Source organism: Streptomyces tubercidicus (assembly GCF_027497495.1).
Lineage (GTDB): Bacteria > Actinomycetota > Actinomycetes > Streptomycetales > Streptomycetaceae > Streptomyces > Streptomyces tubercidicus.
In genome coordinates this window covers 7,662,034-7,677,905 of the sequence record NZ_CP114205.1, presented here as the reverse complement: position 1 = coordinate 7,677,905, position 15,872 = coordinate 7,662,034, and the positions used below count along the sequence as shown (strand labels likewise).

Genomic DNA, 15,872 nt, shown 5'->3' with positions numbered 1-15,872 from the left:
GATGGTCGCTAGTGGTGCGCCGTGACAATGCAACTGGCTGCGTGTCATATCACTACTGCGCCACAGAAGGCCGACAAGGTGTCGCCCTTCGCAGCAGGCCGAAAGGAACATGTCCATGCGCACTGCCCGCACTCTGTTCGCCTCAGCCGTTATCACCGCGATGTTCGCGGTCACCGCTCCCGCCGCGACCGCCATGTCCGCCGTCGAGGGCCACACGACGGACCATGTCGCGTCAAGCAGCTCCGACCACGATCACGACAGGTGCAAGCACGGACACCACAAGCGGGACCATCACAAGCGGGACCACCACAAGAAGGACCACCGCAAGAAGGACCACCGCAAGCGCGACCACCACAAGCGCGACCACCACAAGCGCGACCACCACTGGCGGGACCACCACCGGCCGTCCGGCGGGGTGCACACCGGCGGCGGTGCGCTGGCCGACCTCCTGCGCTGAGGGCGGGGCCAGGCCGGGCACAACAGGCTGGTGACCGGGTGCCGGCCGGCCCCTCGTTGCGCTGTGGGGGTGGGTTCTCCGATCGGGGAGCCCACCCCCACCGCTCTGATTCGCCGTGGCCCGCGACGGCTGATAGGGAGGTGGCATGACCGAAATACCGCCAGTTCTGACCGTGACCGCCATCAGCACCATCGGAGTCACCGATGTCGACAACGACAACGCCGACTCCTGGCTGGTGATCGAAACCGCCGAGCAAGGACAGCTGTTGCTGAACCTGCCCGGCCCTATGTACCGGGCCGCCGTGCAGTCCACCGAGCTTCCGGCCGACCAGCCCGGCCCCGGCCGCCTGGCACTCACCGAGGCCGAAGTCACTGCCTACCGCGCCCACATCGCGAACCTGACCCGCACCGATCAGGGGCCGTCCGACTGACTCGGTGTGATCAGCCGTAACCAGGCCCATCCCCCGAGCCCCCTGCTTCGCTCCCGTCCCCCGGATCCGATCGGCCCGCCCTAGGTGTGTTGTCCCTGGTGGCGGGCCTGCGCCAGGACCGCTGGTGCCGTGGGCGGGGGTCACACCGGCCGCTTCGTGATCAACGCCACCCCTCCCCCGTGATCAACACCACGTCTTCCCCGGCGGACGGTCTCCCCACCGGTCTCCGCGTCGGTCTCCCCACCGGCCGCGCCCCTGGAGGGCAGGCGCTCGCGGACGCGCTCCGTAGCCCGCTCCACCGCCCGACCCCCGGTCAACGGTGAACGGTGCCGGTCGGCGGGGCCATTCCCCGGTGGCTCGCCGCGCAACTCCCGGCACATTTTCGCTGCCCGGACCCCGGATTTGCCTCCGGCCAGGGGCGATGTGCAACAGTGGGTTCCCCGGTCAGCCGGGCGCGCCGCCTGCGCTGCCCCAGCCGGGACTCCCCCCACATCCCAGACGGTCGGTTCCGGCTGCGCCCTGCGCGTGTCCGGGCCGTCGCCCTCCCGTTACGTCCTTCCCGAGAGAGCGATGCAGGCAACGACTCTTCCTCCGCGGACCGCAGACCTGTTCCGACAGGGTCTGGAGCGCCAGTCCGGCGCCGCCCTGCTGCGTTTCGGCGCGGCGCGACGACGCTCGGCCGAACGGATCAGCTGGTCCGGCGACGGTGCCGCTGCCTGGCTCGACGACGCCCGCGGACATCTGTGGAGCGTCGGCGAAGCGGTTTCCGTCGCCGGGCTCGTCCTCCGTGCCGCGCATGAACACCCCGACGGGGTAACGGAGTTCACCGGCCCCCGGGGCACCGATGCGCTGGTCGGCCGGCATCTGGCGCTCAGCGATGTCGTCGAGTGGGTTTTCCGGTGGACGCTGGAGGAACCGCCCGTCCACCCGGCCGAGGAGCGGGTGATCGAGCTGGACGAGTCGCACCACGGGGAGCTGCTCGCCTTCCTCAACGAGCACAGCCCCGCCCATTCGACCGGCCCCGGCTCCTCCGGCGTCAGCCTGTGGACCGGTATCCGCGACACGGACGGACGGCTGGTGGCCTGCGGCGCGCTGAGCAGTCTGCGGGACAGCGGGGCGCCGCTGATGGCGTCGGTCGCGACGGATGCGCGCCTGCGTGGGCAGGGGCTCGGCGCGGCGCTGACCTCGTGGCTGACCCGGTACGCCGTACGCCGCCACGGGTTCTGCACGCTGTGGCAGCTCGCCGACAACGCCCCAGCCGAACGGCTCTACACCCGCCTGGGATACCGCAACGAGGACCCGTGCGTCTCCGCGCGGATCGCCACGCCGGGACGCCCCTGAGGGAGTGCCGGGCCGTTGCCGGGCCGTCGGTGCCGACGGCTCGTGATGAGCGTGAACACGGCTGCCCCGCCCCCCCGGGCCTGATGTTGGCTGGATTCCCGGTGGGAGCGGACCCGCGCGGCGACTTGGGTGGAGTGGTCCCAAGAGCGCTGCGTGAGGGGTAGAGGTGTACGACTACATCATCGTGGGTGCCGGGTCGGCCGGATGTGTGCTGGCGGCCCGGCTCACCGAGGACGAGCACCTCCGTGTGCTCCTCATCGAGGCCGGGCCGGTGGACGATGCACAGGAGATCCACGTACCGGCCGCCTTCAGCAAGCTGTTCCAGACGAAGTACGACTGGAGCTACCTCAGCGAGTGCGAACCGGGGCTGGACGGCCGGCGCCGGTTCCTGCCCCGGGGCCGGATGCTCGGCGGATCGTCGTCGATGAACGCGATGATCTACATCCGGGGCAACCGCCGCGACTACGACGCCTGGGCCGCCGCCGGCGCCGAGCAGTGGGGCTGGGACGACGTCCTCCCCTACTTCCTGCGCGCCGAGGACTTCCGAGGGGAGAGCTCGCCGTGGCACGGGACCGGCGGGCCGCTGACCGTCAGCGAGGGCCGCTCGCGGAATCCGCTGATGGCTGCCTACGTGGCGGCCGCCCAGGAGGCCGGCCACCCGTATACCGCTGATTTCAACGGTCCGGAACAGGACGGCGTCGGTTACTACCACCTGACGCAGCGCGACGGTATGCGCTGCAGTACGGCCGCGGCCTATCTGCGGCCTGCCCTGGACCGGCCGAACCTTGAGGTGCTCACCGGCGCCCAGTGCACCCGGGTGCTGTTCGAGGGCGGCCGGGCGTCCGGGGTCGAGCTGGAGCGGGGCGGTGAGCTGCTGGAGCGGCGGGCCGAGCGGGAGGTGGTGCTGTCGGCCGGGGCGTACAACTCGCCGCAGCTGCTCATGCTGTCCGGTATCGGGGTGGCCGATGAACTGACGGCCCTCGGCATCACACCGCGGGTGGATCTCCCGGTGGGCGAGAACCTCCAGGACCACCCGCATATCGGCCTCTCCTACCTGACCGACACCGAATCGCTTTTTACGGCCCGGACGCCGGACAATGTGCGTCTGCTGGAGGCCGAGGGCCGTGGCCCGCTGAGCTCCAACGTCGGTGAGGCCGGCGGCTTCCACCGCACCCGCGAGGGGCTGGACGCGCCCGACATCCAGGTGCACGCCACTCCGGTGATGTTCCACGAGGAGGGCATCAGCCCGGTCACCGACCATGCCTTCATGTTCGGCGCGGCGCTGGTCGCCCCCACCAGCCGGGGCAAGGTCTCGCTGCGGTCGGCGATTCCCAGCGCCAAGCCGCACATCCTGCACAACTACCTGGGCACGGAGGAGGATCGCGGCACGGCCGTACGGGCGCTGCGGCTGCTGCTGGACATCGCCGACCGGCCCAGTCTGCGCAAGCACCGCCGCGCCGACTTCCGCGTCCCGCGCGCGACGGACGAGGCCGGGCTGCTGGAGTTCGCCCGGCGCGAGTTGCAGACCCTCTACCACCCGGCGGGCAGCTGCTCGATCGGCCCCGTGGTGGACTCCCGGCTCCAGGTGCACGGTGTCAGCGGCCTGCGCGTGGTGGACGCCTCGGTGATGCCGACGGTGGTGCGGGGCAATACCAATGCGCCCACCATCATGATCGCGGAGAAGGCGGCGGATCTGATCCGCGGCGTCCCGGCACCGGCCTGATGTGCGGCCTCGCGGCACCGGCCTGACGCGGTGCCCTCCCGGCTCCGGCCTGACCCGGGGCATGCCTTCCGGTTCCGCACGGGCTGGACCGGAAGGCATGCATGGGCGGCGTGACGTGAAGGTTCAGCTGACCCGCGCGGGAACCAGCAGGCGTTCGCGGCCCAGGGCCTTGTCCGTGGTGTCGCCGTACAGGACGAGCTTGCCGCCGGGCCAGAGCGCGATCAGGTCGTCCTGGCGGGTGCCGCCGCCGAAGGCGCCGGCGGTCACCGGGCCGGCGTCGCGCCATGCGGACTTCGCGGGGCGGAGCGGGTGTTCGGCCTTGAAGCCCTTGGCGGCGAGGTTCTCGTACACGGTCACTTCGCCGTCAGACCAGCGGACGAACAGATCCTGGTCGCCGGCCGCCGTCGCGAAGTTCCCCGCGGCGCTGTCGCGGGCGTGTGACCAGGTCTTGTTCTTGGCTTTCGCCAGCTGCTTCTCGGCGTGCAGGCCCCGGCCGTCCACGTTGGTGTAGAGCGTCATCTCGGCGTCGGACCAGCGCACCACGAGGTCGTCACGGCGCGTGTTGCCGCCGCCGAACCGGCCGGCGGTGACGGCCTCGGCATGCTTCCAGGTGCCGTTGGGGCCCTTGAGCTGGACCGCGTTGCTGAGCTTGTTGGTTTCGTTGACGTCCTTGTAGAGGGTCAGTTTGCCATCGGCCCAGCGGACGAGCAGGTCGTCGGTGCTGTTGCCGGTGAACTCGCCCGCGGTCATGGCCTTCGCCTGCTCCCAGGCCGGGTCCTTCTTGTGGAGCTGGATGTCCTTGCCCAGGCCGTATGCGCGGTTGCCGGGGTAGAGGGAGACTTCGCCGTCGGACCAGCGCACGATCAGGTCGCCGGTGTCGTTGCGCACTGAATCGGAGTGGAACCGGCCGGTGACGGCGGTGGTGGCGTGCTGCCAAGTGGTGGCGTCGCCGAGGGGGTTGACGGTGTCCGGGGCCGCGTCCGAGACCGCCTGGTTGTACAGACGGATGACGTCGCCGTCGAACTGTGAGCTGTAGGAAATGTTGTCCTTGAGCCCGCCCGTTTTGTAACCGCCTATGGCGCCGACGAGGTTGCCGCGGCTGCCGTCGAAGCCTTCCAGGAACGGGCCGCCGCTGACCCCCGTACGGAAACCGTCGCAGGTGATTTCCATGAACCGGCCCTGGAATGCCTTGGTCGCGTTCGTGCACTGGAGCGGGGTCTTCTGGCCGCCGGGGTAGCCCGTGAGTGTCACCTCACTGCGGGCCAGCTTCGCGGCGGGCACCGCGGTGAGCGTGTTGCCGCGGCCGATGGCGTCTTCCAGGAGCTGGCCCTGGGAGTTCGGTCCGACGCGCAGGACGGCGAAGTCCACATCGTCGCTGGGTGACGAGGACAGATACCGTTCGTCGATCCACGCCTTGCCCAGCTCCATCGGGAAGAGGCCGTAGGGCCGCTCGCCGGGCTCACCCGCCTGCGAGGCCCCGCCGCGATAGCCGGGCACGAAGGCAACATTGCGGTGCGCCTTGCCGCTCTTCAAGCAGTGGGCCGCGGTGAGCACCAGGCTCTTGGTCGGCGAGGTGACGGCGCTCGCGGTGCAGAACTGGTTGGGCGTCGCCGTGCCGTCATCACTACGGATCAGGAACACCCCAACGGTGGGGATCCCGGAGGAGACCGGACGGCTCGGCGCGAACAGCGCACTCCGGCCCGGCGCACCGGGAACAAGCGGCGGGCCCTGCCCCTTCTCCCCGCCCTGTACGGCATCCACGGGGACAGCGGCCGCAATGCGCGCCGGCGTCCAGTAACGCTCCAACTCCTGCGCCCTGCGTATCTCTTCCGGTGTCACTCCCTCGGAACGCTTCACCGGGCCGGAGGAAGGTGTCGCGGGGGCACCAGGGGAAGGCGCCGCCGGGCGGGGAGAAGGGCCAGGCGAAGGGCTCGCCGGGCCAAGGGAAGGCGCCGCCGGGGAATCCGGCGTAGCGGGCTGTGCGGCTAACGCCGGAACGGCCAGCGTGATCGAGGCGCAGACGCCGATGGCAGCGGCGCGCACCCAAGGTATTCGTTTCATGAGCCTGTCCGTTGAGGGGTCGTCCGTCCGTCGGAACGAACGACCGGGTTCAGCTGAGGGACCGGGGCGAGGACGCATTCCCGCCCCGGGGATTCGATAACGCTCGCGCGTTCTCATGGGCGACGGGCGACTATCCTCCGGATCAGCGAGACGATTCCGTTCCGCCGCCCGGCGCCGAATTCGCCGGCTGCCGCACTGTCGCGCCGCCCTGAAGAAATACCCGGATCGCGTTACTTCCGCCGAGTGCCTTCGCCGCGCACTTTTCGGCGCACATCGCGCTTGGAAATGGCTGGGCTGGACGGCACGTCGGCGAGATACCGGGAAGAGAAAGTCAATCAGCCTTCGACCGGTGATCCTTCCGGAATGAGCAACTCCACACCCGCGGCCCCCCATGGATGTAATGGCAGAAGTAGAAGAAGCTGGAGGAAGGTATCACGAAACCACAGGCAAAAACGGACAGGTGATGCTTTGCCGAATATAAAGATCTTGTGATGTCGCTCACTTGATGTCCCGTCAGGTGGGCTGCGGTGCGCCCGCTAAGCCCGGGGATTCACCAGGTCGCAGTGCCCCCGGGGCGGCCCCTCGGGGTGCCGCCAACCCCTTCGACGACCCCCAGGACGCCGCGTCCCTGGGGTGCTTGATCCAGCCGGTCAACTCCGCTGCTGCCAGACTTCTCGGGGCTCCCGCAACCACTCGGGCCGTCGCCGTACGCGCAGGAGTGCAGCCACTGGCCACCGGCGCTGAGTCCCGTGCCGTCGACTCCGCGGAAGGAGCCTCCCTCCACGATCCAGCGGGCGGTAGCGCGGGCCCGGAAGGCGTGATTGCGGCCTCGGGTGGGTGCCCGTGCGAGGAGGAAGCTCTCCGCGGTGGTGTAGCGCAGCAAGCCCCAGGCCGGGGAGTCGGGGTGTCGGGAGGGAGCGATGTTGGCTCTGCATACGTGCTCGACGGAGTAGTCGCCGTAGGTCAGCCGGCGCGGGAAGTCGGGGCGGGCCGCGCGCACCGATCGGTAGAGGTGCCAGTCGTGGCGTGCCGTGATGCGGAAGGGCTGTGTGGGGGCGTCCTCAGAGGTGCGGGGGAAGGCGCCCGAGGCGAGGACCACGGTGCGCCAGGGGAGGAGCGGGGCGAGCAGGTCCAGGGCGATGAGGGCCGTCCTGCCGGATTGCAGCGGGTCCAGGACCGGGCCGACGTCCAGGATGAGGTCCAGTAGGGTGGGCGGCTGTCGTAGCCGCTCGACCAGGCTCCGCAGCTCCGTCGCCTGGGCCTCGTCCGGCGGTTCGTCGAGCAGGACGCGAAGGCCGAGGCCGCGCCCGCTGAGGAAGGCGAGGTCCGCGATATAGCGCTGCTGGCTCGGGTCCCGTTCCGGGCCGGTGACCAGCCGCAGGCTGCTCTTGGTGGCGAGCTGCCAGAGGCTGGTGGCCGAGGCCTCCAGCAAGCCTTCGACATGAGCCGTATCGACCCAGCCCTGGGCGTCTGCCATCACCTCGATCAGGGAGTTCATCCGTGGCATGAGCCAGCTGCGCAGCCCCGCCGGGTCGGTGTCCGGATCGGGTATGGGGCGGGTGCCCCGTATGCGTTCCGGGCCGACGCGCGGCACCACCGTCCACAAGGGAGCGATGCGTCGCCGGACTCGGGCGTCCAGGTGAGAGAAGGCGAGCCGTGCGGCCCGTGTTGTCGGCAGCACCGGTACATAGCTCGGTTCGACCATCGCGGCTCCCCCATCGATCCCGCGGTCATGCCGTGTTGCCGTAATGCCGTAATGCCGTGATTGCGCAATGCCCCTGGTTGAAGGGTGGAGGGGAACAGCAGATGGCGAAAGTGTGCGTTTCAGGCCAAGGGGGCGCGGTGACCGGTGTTGCGTACGTCTTTGGTGGCGCGTCGGGCCATCGATGTGCCGTAGTCGGCCATCCGTTTCGGCAGGCGTTTTCGCTCCGGAAGTGAGCATCTTTGGACCTCTTCTGTCTGACGGAGCACGGGAGGGGCAAGCTGTTCTCGCCATGGAAGCCGGATACGTACTCAGGGGGGCGCGGGCCATCGCGTTCGCGGTGGTCTGTGTGCTGCTGACGGCTGTCGGGCATGTGCTGACATCCGGGGCGGTGCTGCCGTGGCGGGTGCTGCTCACGGCCGCGGTGGGGGCGGCGGGAGGTGCCTGGTGCTTTGCCGGCCGGGAACGCGGTCCGCTGATTGTGGCGGCGCTGACCGTGGGCACCCAGGCGACGCTGCACTCCGTCTTCGCACTCGGGCAGGCGATGGCCCACGCCGGGCACAGCGAACTGTCCTGGGCCAGGCTGTGGTGGGAATCGCTGCGGTGTGGTGGCGGTGTGCCGATGCATCCGCTGCGGGTGCCAAGTGGTGTGCAGGGGGCCTTGGTTGACGGTTCGCCGTCAGCGATGTCGGCGATGGCGCATGGTGGGCACTTCGGCGGTCTGTCGGTGGCCGGTCAGACGGCTGTCATGGGGCACGCTTCGCATTCGGGGTCGCCGGGTGGCGCCGGCGTCATGCTTGCGGCGCATCTGCTGATCGCGACGCTGAGCGTGTGGTGGATGTGGGGCGGTGAGCGCGCGGTCTTCCGGCTGGTGCGCGCGGTGTCCCTCGCCCTCGTGCCCCGTATCCGCCTCGTTCTGCAGCCCGCGCTGCCGACCCTGCCACCGGCCGCCCGGGAACCGGAGCGGATACCGCATCGCGCCTTGCGGCGACTGCTTTTGGTCCATGTCGTCTCGCGACGGGGTCCACCGCTGGAGCCGGCTGTCCACTGACAGCAGTGCGCCCACCGGGCAGCGGACGGACACTGCGCATACGCCGCGCCGGCCGCGCCCGCCCCGACATCTCCGGTCCCGGTGCCATCGCCGTCGCCATGGCCCTGGCCGGATCCAGCGAAGGACTTCCGATGATGACGCCTGCTCAGACGCCGGTTTCGCGAATATCGCAGATAACGCACCTGCCCCTGCCCGTGGAACTGCACAAGGGAGAGGAGGCCCCGTATGCGTGCGGCTGAGGACGCCCTGGTGACCAAGTGGGCGCTGGCGGGCCGCAGTGGCGACGAGGCCGCTGTCGAGCAGTTCGTACGGGCCACCCGGCGCGATGTGCTGCGCTATGTCACGCATTTGAGCGGTGACTTCCAGGCGGCGGACGACCTGGTGCAGGACACCTATCTGCGGGCCCTCCGGGGCCTCCCCTCCTTCGAGGGCCGGTCCTCGGCCCGTACCTGGCTGCTGACGATCGCGCGGCGCACGGTCGCCGACCGGATCCGTGCCAACCGGGCCAGGCCCCGTATCGCCGCGCTCGACGACTGGCAGGCCATGGCGGAACAGGCGCAGCCGGAGCTCCTGCCGGGATTCGACGAGGGCATTGTGCTGGCCGATCTGCTCGGCGCGCTGGCGCCCGCGCGGCGGGAAGCGTTTGTGCTGACGCAACTGCTCGGGATGCCCTATGCGCAGGCCGCGGCGGTCGCGAGGTGTCCGGTGGGCACCGTCCGGTCCCGGGTGGCGCGGGCCCGGGAGACGCTGATTGCGCTGGTGAACTCCGCTGAGGGCAGCACCGCGCGGGGGCCGGACAGCGCGGCGCGGGAGACGGAACGGAACGCAGAGCGGGACGAGGTGCGGGGCAAGGTGCGGGACGCCGTGCCCGTCGGTTTCGGCGCGTCGTGGCAGGTGTCCGCTTCGGCCGCCTCTGCCTGAGGCGGTCATGGCGTCGGCCGGGGCCCGGGAAGCAGCCGTCCCGGGACCCGGCCGACGTGCCGTCCCGCCCCGCAAGCCCTGCCCCGCCCCCGTCGCCCCGCGCCCCGTCCACCCCCGGCACCCGACGCCACCCACCCACCCAGAGAATCCGAACTCCCCGGGAACTCCACAGCCAACCGATCCGACTAGTGGGCTGTGGAGCGCAGCAAGGAGCAGCCGGGGCCGCCAGCGGCACGGCAGGAGAGCAGGTCGTCCGGTCTCGACGTACGGATGCGTGGCGTGGTGTGCCGGCACGGTCGTCTGGAGGCCGTGAGCGGTGTCGATCTGGAGGTGGCTGCCGGTGAACGGATCGCGCTGACCGGTACGAACGGTTCGGGCAAGACGACGCTGCTGCGGGCGGTGCTGGGGCTGCACCGGCAGGTCGACGGCCAGATCCTCGTGGGGCGGCGGGGCTGCCGCAGCGCGGCGGAGTGGGCCTGGCGCAGACGGGCCTGTGCATGGATACCGCAGCGTCCGGCTGCCGGGCGCTTCCCGCTGCTGGCGAAGGAACTCCTGGCGAGCAGCGGCGCCCCGGCCGAGGCGGCGAGTGCCGCCGTGCGCCTCGGGGTGGGTGCGCTCGCGGACCGTCCGCTGAGCAGTCTGTCCGGTGGGCAGTTGCAGCGGATGCATCTGGCGCGGGCGGTGGGGTGTGTGGCCGCCGGGGCGGGTGTGCTGCTCGCCGACGAGCCGACGGCGGCACTGGACTTCGCGGGGCAGGAGGAGGCCGCCGAGGTGCTCACCACGCTGCCGGTGACGGTGCTGGTGGTCACCCATGACCGGGCGATGGCCGCGCGCTGCGACCGGACGCTGGAGATGGCCGCCGGCCGGCTGCGGGAGGTCCGGTGAGCGCGCTCCAGCAGGTCGGTGACCTGCTCCAGCTCGTGCCGGTGCAGCGTGCCGGGGCCGGTCTGCTGCTCGCCGCCATGGGACTGCCGATCGTGGGTGTGGTGATCGTCGGGCTGGACATCATGCCGGTGCGTTTCGCGATGATGCATGTGGCGCTGCTGGGTATCGCAGCGGGTCAACTGCTGGGCCTGGAACCGGTGTTGTGCGCGCTTGTCGCCTGTGCGCTGGCCGGTGCCGGGGTGGCGCCCCTGGCGCGTACGGCGGACGGGCTGTCGGGGGCCATGGGGCTGCTGATGAGTCTGGCGATCGCCGCCGCGCTGCTGATGCTGGCGCTGTCCGGGGTGAACGCGAACGGGGCCTTCGCGCTGCTGTGGGGTTCGATCCTGGCGGTGCGCCCCGCCGACCTTGCGGTGCTGGGCGCTCTGGCGGTGGCTCTTCCCGCGCTGTTCGTCTGGCGGCGCCGTGAGCTGTCGTTGCTGCTGCACGACCGGGAGCTGGCGCTGTGCTCCGGGGTGGCGGTGCAGCGGCTCACGGTGCTGCTGCTGGTACTGGTGGCGGTCGCGGTGGCGGGTGCCATCCGGCTGACCGGGGCCCTGCTGGTGGACGCGCTCACGCTGCTGCCCGCCCTCGCCGCCCGCCGGATCGGCCGCTCCCTGGTGTCGATCACGCTGTGGGCGGTCGGCATCGGGCTGGTGGTGAACGTCGTCGGTTTTCTTGCCTCCTTGGCCTGGGACCTGCCGCCCGGCCCGGTCCTCGTCCTCACTGCGGGTGCGGTCGCGCTCGCAGCTCATCTCATCCCCGAACGGAGAACTCCCTCATGGCGCGAACCCGCGTCCTCGTCCGTACCCTCACCGCACTGAGCGCGGGTCTGCTGCTGATCTCCGGCTGCGGCTCCGGCGCGACCTCGGAGGAGGGCGCGGCCGACAAGGCCGGCTCCGGACCGGTGGTGGTCGCCACCACGGTGTGGGAGGCGGCGCTGGCGAAGGCCGCCGGCGCGAAGAACGTCACCTCCATCGTCCCCGCCGCCATCCGGCATGCGCCCGATTACGACGTCAAGCCGTCCGATCTGGCCAAGGTCGCGAAGGCCGACCATGTCCTCTACTCCTCGTTCGAGCCCTTCGCCGGCCGAATCAAGGAGGCGGCGGGCTCCAAGGCCCAGATGACCGAGCTGAATCTGGACAACTCCCCGTCGAAGACGAAGGCCAATGTGACGCGTCTGGGCAAGGCGTTCGGTACCGAGAAGGCAGCCGCGCGGTGGAACGCCGCGTTCGGCAAGGAGTGGGAGTCGCTGCACAAGAAGGTCAAGGCTTCCTGGCCCGGCGGCAAGGCCCCGGCGGTGACGGCGCAGATGTTCACCACGTGGGCGGCCGAGCTCGCCGGGGCGGACATGGTGGGCACCTACGGGCCGGAGGCGGTGACGCCTGCTCAGCTGTCCAAGTTGTCCGCGAAGAAGCCGAAGTTCGTGCTGGACAACGAGAACATGTCCACCGGAACGGTGCTGCCCGGCTCGGGTGCCAAGCAGCTGAGCATCGCCAACTACCCGGGGCAGGACCTCGATCTGCTGGCGGTGTACCGCAAGGCCGCGCAGCAGATGGAGAAGGCGTTCGCCGGGTCCTGAGCGGGGGCTGAACTGCCGGGCGGTGGTGGGACGTTGACGTTGATGCTCGCGCCCCACCACCGCCGACCGGTCACCCGGTCCGTGCGGGCTCGTCCGGGAGCGTGGCAGCGAGCCGCTCCCGCAGTGCGGCGCGGTCGGGCTTGCCCGCGGGGGTGAGGGGCAGCGCGCCGGTCACCGGCAGCAGATGTTCCGGGTGTTTGCGGCGCTCCACTCCCCGCGTATCGAGGTGGGCGCACAGGCTCCGCAGGGTGATCTCCCGGCCGGCCCTCGGCACCACACAGGCCGCGAGCCGCTCCCCCATCAGCGGGTCGGGCACGCCCACGCAGATCACCTCCCGTACGTCCGGGTGGGAGGAGAGCTCGCCCTCGACCTCTGCGGGGCTGATGTTCGCGCCGCCGCGGATCACGATGTCCTTGAGGCGGCCGACGACCCGCAGGGTGCCGTCGGCGGCGAGGGTCCCCAGGTCGCCGGTGCGTACCCAGCCGTCCGCGGTGCGGTAGCGCATGTTCAGCTCGGGGGCGCCGACGTAGCAGAGGGGAGTCATCGGGCCGCGCGCGAGGATCTCCCCGGTGCCGTCCGAGGTCGCACCGTGCGGTGGCGCGATACGGATCTCGCAGACGGCGGGGTCGGGCCGGCCCACCGCGATCCCCGGGCCGTCGTCCGGGCGCGGGGGCCGCTGCGACAGGCCGGTATGGCAGTTGACGCCGTCGGCCGATCCGTAGAGGTTGACGACCGGGCAGCCGAAGACCCTGGCCGCCTCGTCGTGGGTGGCCGGGTCGAGCGCGGAGCCGCCCAGGATCAGCGCGGTCGGCCCGTCCGCCGTACGGCCTTCCGTGCCGCAGCGTTCCACCATCATGCGGACCATCGTGGGCACGCCCAGCACATGGGTGGGCCGATGGGTGCGCAGGGCCGCCAGCGCGGCCTCGGGCGTGAAACGGTCGAGCAGCACCAGCGTCCCGCCGTGCCGGGCGAGGGTCACCGCGGTCCCGCTGCTGCCGAACGCCGAGGCGAGCGGGACGAGGAACAGGCACCGCGGCGGAGTGCCGTCCGCCAGCAGCGAGGCGAGAAAGTTGCCGCGGCCACCGGCCAGCGCATTGTGCGAATACGCCACCATCTTCGGCTCCGCCTCGGAGCCGGAGGAGACCAGGATCCGGGCCGCTGAGTCGGGATCGGGCCGCTCGGGGGCGAAGCCGGTGCGCCCGTCGCGGGTCCCCTCGTCGCCGGTCCGCTCGTCGCCCGTCCGCCCGTCGCCGGTGAGTTCCTCCAGTGACAGGCACCCGGCGGGGACCGGCCCCGGACCGGCGGCGATCACGGTGTGCAGTGCGGGCAACGCGCCTGCCCGTTCCGCCAGTTCCGCCAGTTCCCTGGCGTGCTCGCTTCCCCGGTACGCGGTGGCCGCGATCACCGCGCGGGCCCCGGAGCGGCCGAGCAGCGACACGGCTTCGCGTCCGCCGCGCCCGACCGGGAAGGGCAGGGCGATCGCGCCCAGGGCGGCCAGCGCGAGATCGGCGGCCACCGCGGCTCTGCTGTTGGGCAGTTGGACGCCCACCACATCGCCCGGACGGATACCGGCCTCGGCGAGGCCGGCGGCCAGACATCGGGCCTCGGTGTCCAGTGCGGCGTAACTGGTCTCGCCCTGTGCGTCGATCACGGCGGTCCGGTGCGGGTGGCGCATCCGGTGCGCCCTGAACAGCGCGTAAAGGTCGAGATCGGGGCAGTGTCCGGCCGCCGCCCAGGTGCGGCGGAGCGTGCCGGGGACCAGGTCAGGTATCCGAGGGGTCATACGAACCTCCAGGGCGTCGGGACGGCGAGGGAGCCATGGGAGTCACGGGTGAAGGCACCGCTGAGGCGCCGGTCCTGTGGGAGCGCGCCGAGGTCGGTGGCCACGGCGGTGGCGGCCGAGCCGTCGGCGCGGAGTTCGGCGAGCGCCTGCTCCGAGGTCAGCTCCGTCAGCCGGGACGCGCGGGCAGCGGCGGCGGAGGCGGAATGGTCGGCGGGGGCGATCCAGCCGTCGGCGGTCGGCAGCGGACGCCGGAAGCCCGCGGGGCTGCGGAGCTGCCCGCCGGCCGCCGCCCGGCGCAGCGCCGGTGCGGTGAGCGCTTCCGCGGCGCCCAGCAGCGAGGACTCCACCCGTACGCCGCGGCCGCCGCGTTCGCGCAGCAGCAGCCCGGCGATCACGGCTTCGGCGCCGAGCAGTCCGCCGAGGACGTCGATGAGGGTCATCAGGGACGGCGCGGGCGGTTCGTCGGCGGGGCGGGCCACCGCGCCGATGCCCGTGCGGGCCTGGACCATGAAGTCGGTGCCCATCGGGGCGTCGGGCAGCCGGCCGGCCCAGCCGCTGGTGTAGGCGTACACCAGCCCCGGGTTGACGGCCGACAGCCGGCCGGCGTCCAGGCCGAGCTGTTCGGCCTTGCCCGGAGCCCAGTTGTGCAGGAAGACATCGGCACCGGAGGCCAGCTCCCGCAACTCGGTCTGTCCCACGGCGGACTTGATATCGATCTGTACGGCGTCCTTGCCCCGGTTGAGCGCGAGCCAGCGGGCGGAGATGTCCTCGCAGCAGGGCGGCATACCGCGCAGCGGGTCACCGCCGGGGGGCTCGATCCGGACGACCTGCGCCCCTAGTTGACGGAGCAGGTGGGCGGCGAGCGGGGCCTGGATACGGCGGCCCGCTTCCAGGACCGTCAGCCCCGAGAGGGGGCGGGCTGTGTCGGAGGTGGTGGGGGTGACCTGTGCGGGCCGGTCTGCGGTGCCGGGGGTCAGGCTCCAGGGTGCGGTACCGGCCGTCGCTCCGGGCAGTGCGGCCGGGGTGTGCAGGGGGCACACCTCTGCCCCCGAGGCTGCGGCGGCCTGTTGCACCCGCGCCCAGGGCACGGAGCGCGCCGCCCGGTGCAGGGCCTCGGGTATCGGGGCGCAGGCGGTGGCGTACCGGAACTGGAAGGGCTGCCAGCCAGTGCGGATCGCCTCCTCGGGCGCACCGAGCTCCCGCCAGAACCGGGCCCAGGGCACGGGGTCCAGCGCCTCCAGCTCGAAGCGGGTACCGCACCCGGCGGTGAACGGCGGCCCTCCTGGCGACAGCGGCACGGCTTCGGCCTCCGGGGCGTTCGCCGCCGCGAGGTACTGGCCGAGGGTGAGCAGCGCGGCCCGGTCCGCTCCGGTGGTGACCTGCGCGGGGTGCTCACCGCCCCGCGCCCGGCCCAGCAGGGCGGCCAGCAGGCCCTGCACGGTGAGCACGGAGGCACAGGTGGCGGCGTAGTCGACGGCGAGACCGCGCGGCCGGCCGTCGCGTCTGCCGTGCACCTGCATCATGCCGGTGGCCGCCTGGACGGTGGCCTCGTCGACGGCGTCCGCGTCCGGCAGGACATCGGCCCAGGCGGTGTACGCGGTGGCGGCGCCCGCCGCGCCCGTGGCCTCGAAGGTCGCGGGCCCGGTGTGCGCTCGGGGCGTCTGCGGTGTCAGCGTGGCACCGAGCGCCCGCAGGTGGCCGGCCGCCGTCGTGGTGAGCGCCGACGGGCCCTCGACCCGGACGGTCACCTCTTCCAGCGGTCGGGACGCGCGGATGACGGCAGGGTGTCCCATGGCACTCCTCTCCGGCGGCGGACCGCCGCCTGGTTCACACAAGACCCGGGAACCGGACGGCGTCCCGCGCCGACCAACTCCACGGCCAGTAAGTCGGACCGTCGGTT

13 protein-coding genes are annotated in these 15,872 nt (G+C 71.6%); 9 read left to right on the top strand and 4 right to left on the bottom strand.

What is annotated here, in order from left to right:
* The first annotated feature begins 115 nt into the window (after positions 1–115).
* The 4 genes from STRTU_RS33630 to STRTU_RS33615 all read left to right on the top strand — a co-directional run bounded on the left by STRTU_RS33630 (position 116) and on the right by STRTU_RS33615 (position 3,951).
* Entirely contained in the window at positions 116–457 is a 342-nt protein-coding gene (locus STRTU_RS33630; protein ID WP_159748924.1) for a hypothetical protein, read from the top strand.
* A gap of 145 nt (positions 458–602) precedes the next feature.
* A complete protein-coding gene (locus STRTU_RS33625; protein WP_159748922.1) occupies positions 603–887 on the top strand; it encodes a hypothetical protein in 285 nt (94 codons plus the stop codon).
* A 570-nt stretch (positions 888–1,457) separates the two neighbouring features.
* The gene (locus STRTU_RS33620; protein WP_159748920.1) at positions 1,458–2,228 is read left to right on the top strand and encodes a GNAT family N-acetyltransferase; all 771 of its coding nucleotides are present in this window, start codon (positions 1,458–1,460) and stop codon (positions 2,226–2,228) included.
* A 166-nt stretch (positions 2,229–2,394) separates the two neighbouring features.
* The gene (locus tag STRTU_RS33615) at positions 2,395–3,951 is read left to right on the top strand and encodes a GMC family oxidoreductase (RefSeq protein ID WP_159748918.1); all 1,557 of its coding nucleotides are present in this window, start codon (positions 2,395–2,397) and stop codon (positions 3,949–3,951) included.
* A gap of 123 nt (positions 3,952–4,074) precedes the next feature.
* On the opposite strand, the gene STRTU_RS33610 is transcribed toward STRTU_RS33615, so the two are convergent.
* Both STRTU_RS33610 and STRTU_RS33605 read right to left on the bottom strand, forming a co-directional pair.
* Entirely contained in the window at positions 4,075–5,808 is a 1,734-nt protein-coding gene (locus STRTU_RS33610; RefSeq protein ID WP_159748916.1) for a trypsin-like serine peptidase, read from the bottom strand.
* A gap of 754 nt (positions 5,809–6,562) precedes the next feature.
* A complete protein-coding gene (locus STRTU_RS33605; RefSeq protein WP_159748914.1) occupies positions 6,563–7,717 on the bottom strand; it encodes a beta family protein in 1,155 nt (384 codons plus the stop codon).
* Positions 7,718–8,006: 289 nt separating this feature from the next.
* Between STRTU_RS33605 and STRTU_RS33600 the strand changes: the two genes are divergently transcribed.
* The 5 genes from STRTU_RS33600 to STRTU_RS33580 all read left to right on the top strand — a co-directional run bounded on the left by STRTU_RS33600 (position 8,007) and on the right by STRTU_RS33580 (position 12,189).
* Positions 8,007–8,765 carry a PE-PGRS family protein gene (locus STRTU_RS33600; RefSeq protein WP_159748912.1) on the top strand — a complete coding sequence of 253 codons (759 nt, stop codon included), beginning with the start codon at positions 8,007–8,009 and terminating at the stop codon, positions 8,763–8,765.
* Positions 8,766–8,990: 225 nt separating this feature from the next.
* On the top strand, positions 8,991–9,686 hold the full coding sequence (locus STRTU_RS33595; protein WP_159748909.1) for a sigma-70 family RNA polymerase sigma factor: 696 nt from the start codon (positions 8,991–8,993) through the stop codon (positions 9,684–9,686).
* 270 nt (positions 9,687–9,956) lie between these two features.
* On the top strand, positions 9,957–10,571 hold the full coding sequence (locus STRTU_RS33590) for an ATP-binding cassette domain-containing protein (protein ID WP_159749861.1): 615 nt from the start codon (positions 9,957–9,959) through the stop codon (positions 10,569–10,571).
* The gene (locus STRTU_RS33585; RefSeq protein WP_159748907.1) at positions 10,568–11,431 is read left to right on the top strand and encodes a metal ABC transporter permease; all 864 of its coding nucleotides are present in this window, start codon (positions 10,568–10,570) and stop codon (positions 11,429–11,431) included. Before STRTU_RS33590 ends, STRTU_RS33585 begins: the two co-directional genes overlap by 4 nt.
* Positions 11,389–12,189 carry a metal ABC transporter substrate-binding protein gene (locus tag STRTU_RS33580; protein ID WP_159748905.1) on the top strand — a complete coding sequence of 267 codons (801 nt, stop codon included), beginning with the start codon at positions 11,389–11,391 and terminating at the stop codon, positions 12,187–12,189. Before STRTU_RS33585 ends, STRTU_RS33580 begins: the two co-directional genes overlap by 43 nt.
* Before the next feature lie 70 nt (positions 12,190–12,259).
* On the opposite strand, the gene STRTU_RS33575 is transcribed toward STRTU_RS33580, so the two are convergent.
* Positions 12,260–13,972: a class I adenylate-forming enzyme family protein gene (locus tag STRTU_RS33575; protein WP_159748903.1), complete on the bottom strand. Its 1,713-nt coding sequence runs from the start codon at positions 13,970–13,972 to the stop codon at positions 12,260–12,262.
* Positions 13,969–15,765, bottom strand: coding sequence for a CoA transferase (locus STRTU_RS33570; RefSeq protein ID WP_159748901.1), 1,797 nt, complete (start codon positions 15,763–15,765; stop codon positions 13,969–13,971). Before STRTU_RS33570 ends, STRTU_RS33575 begins: the two co-directional genes overlap by 4 nt.
* Positions 15,766–15,872 lie beyond the last annotated feature (107 nt).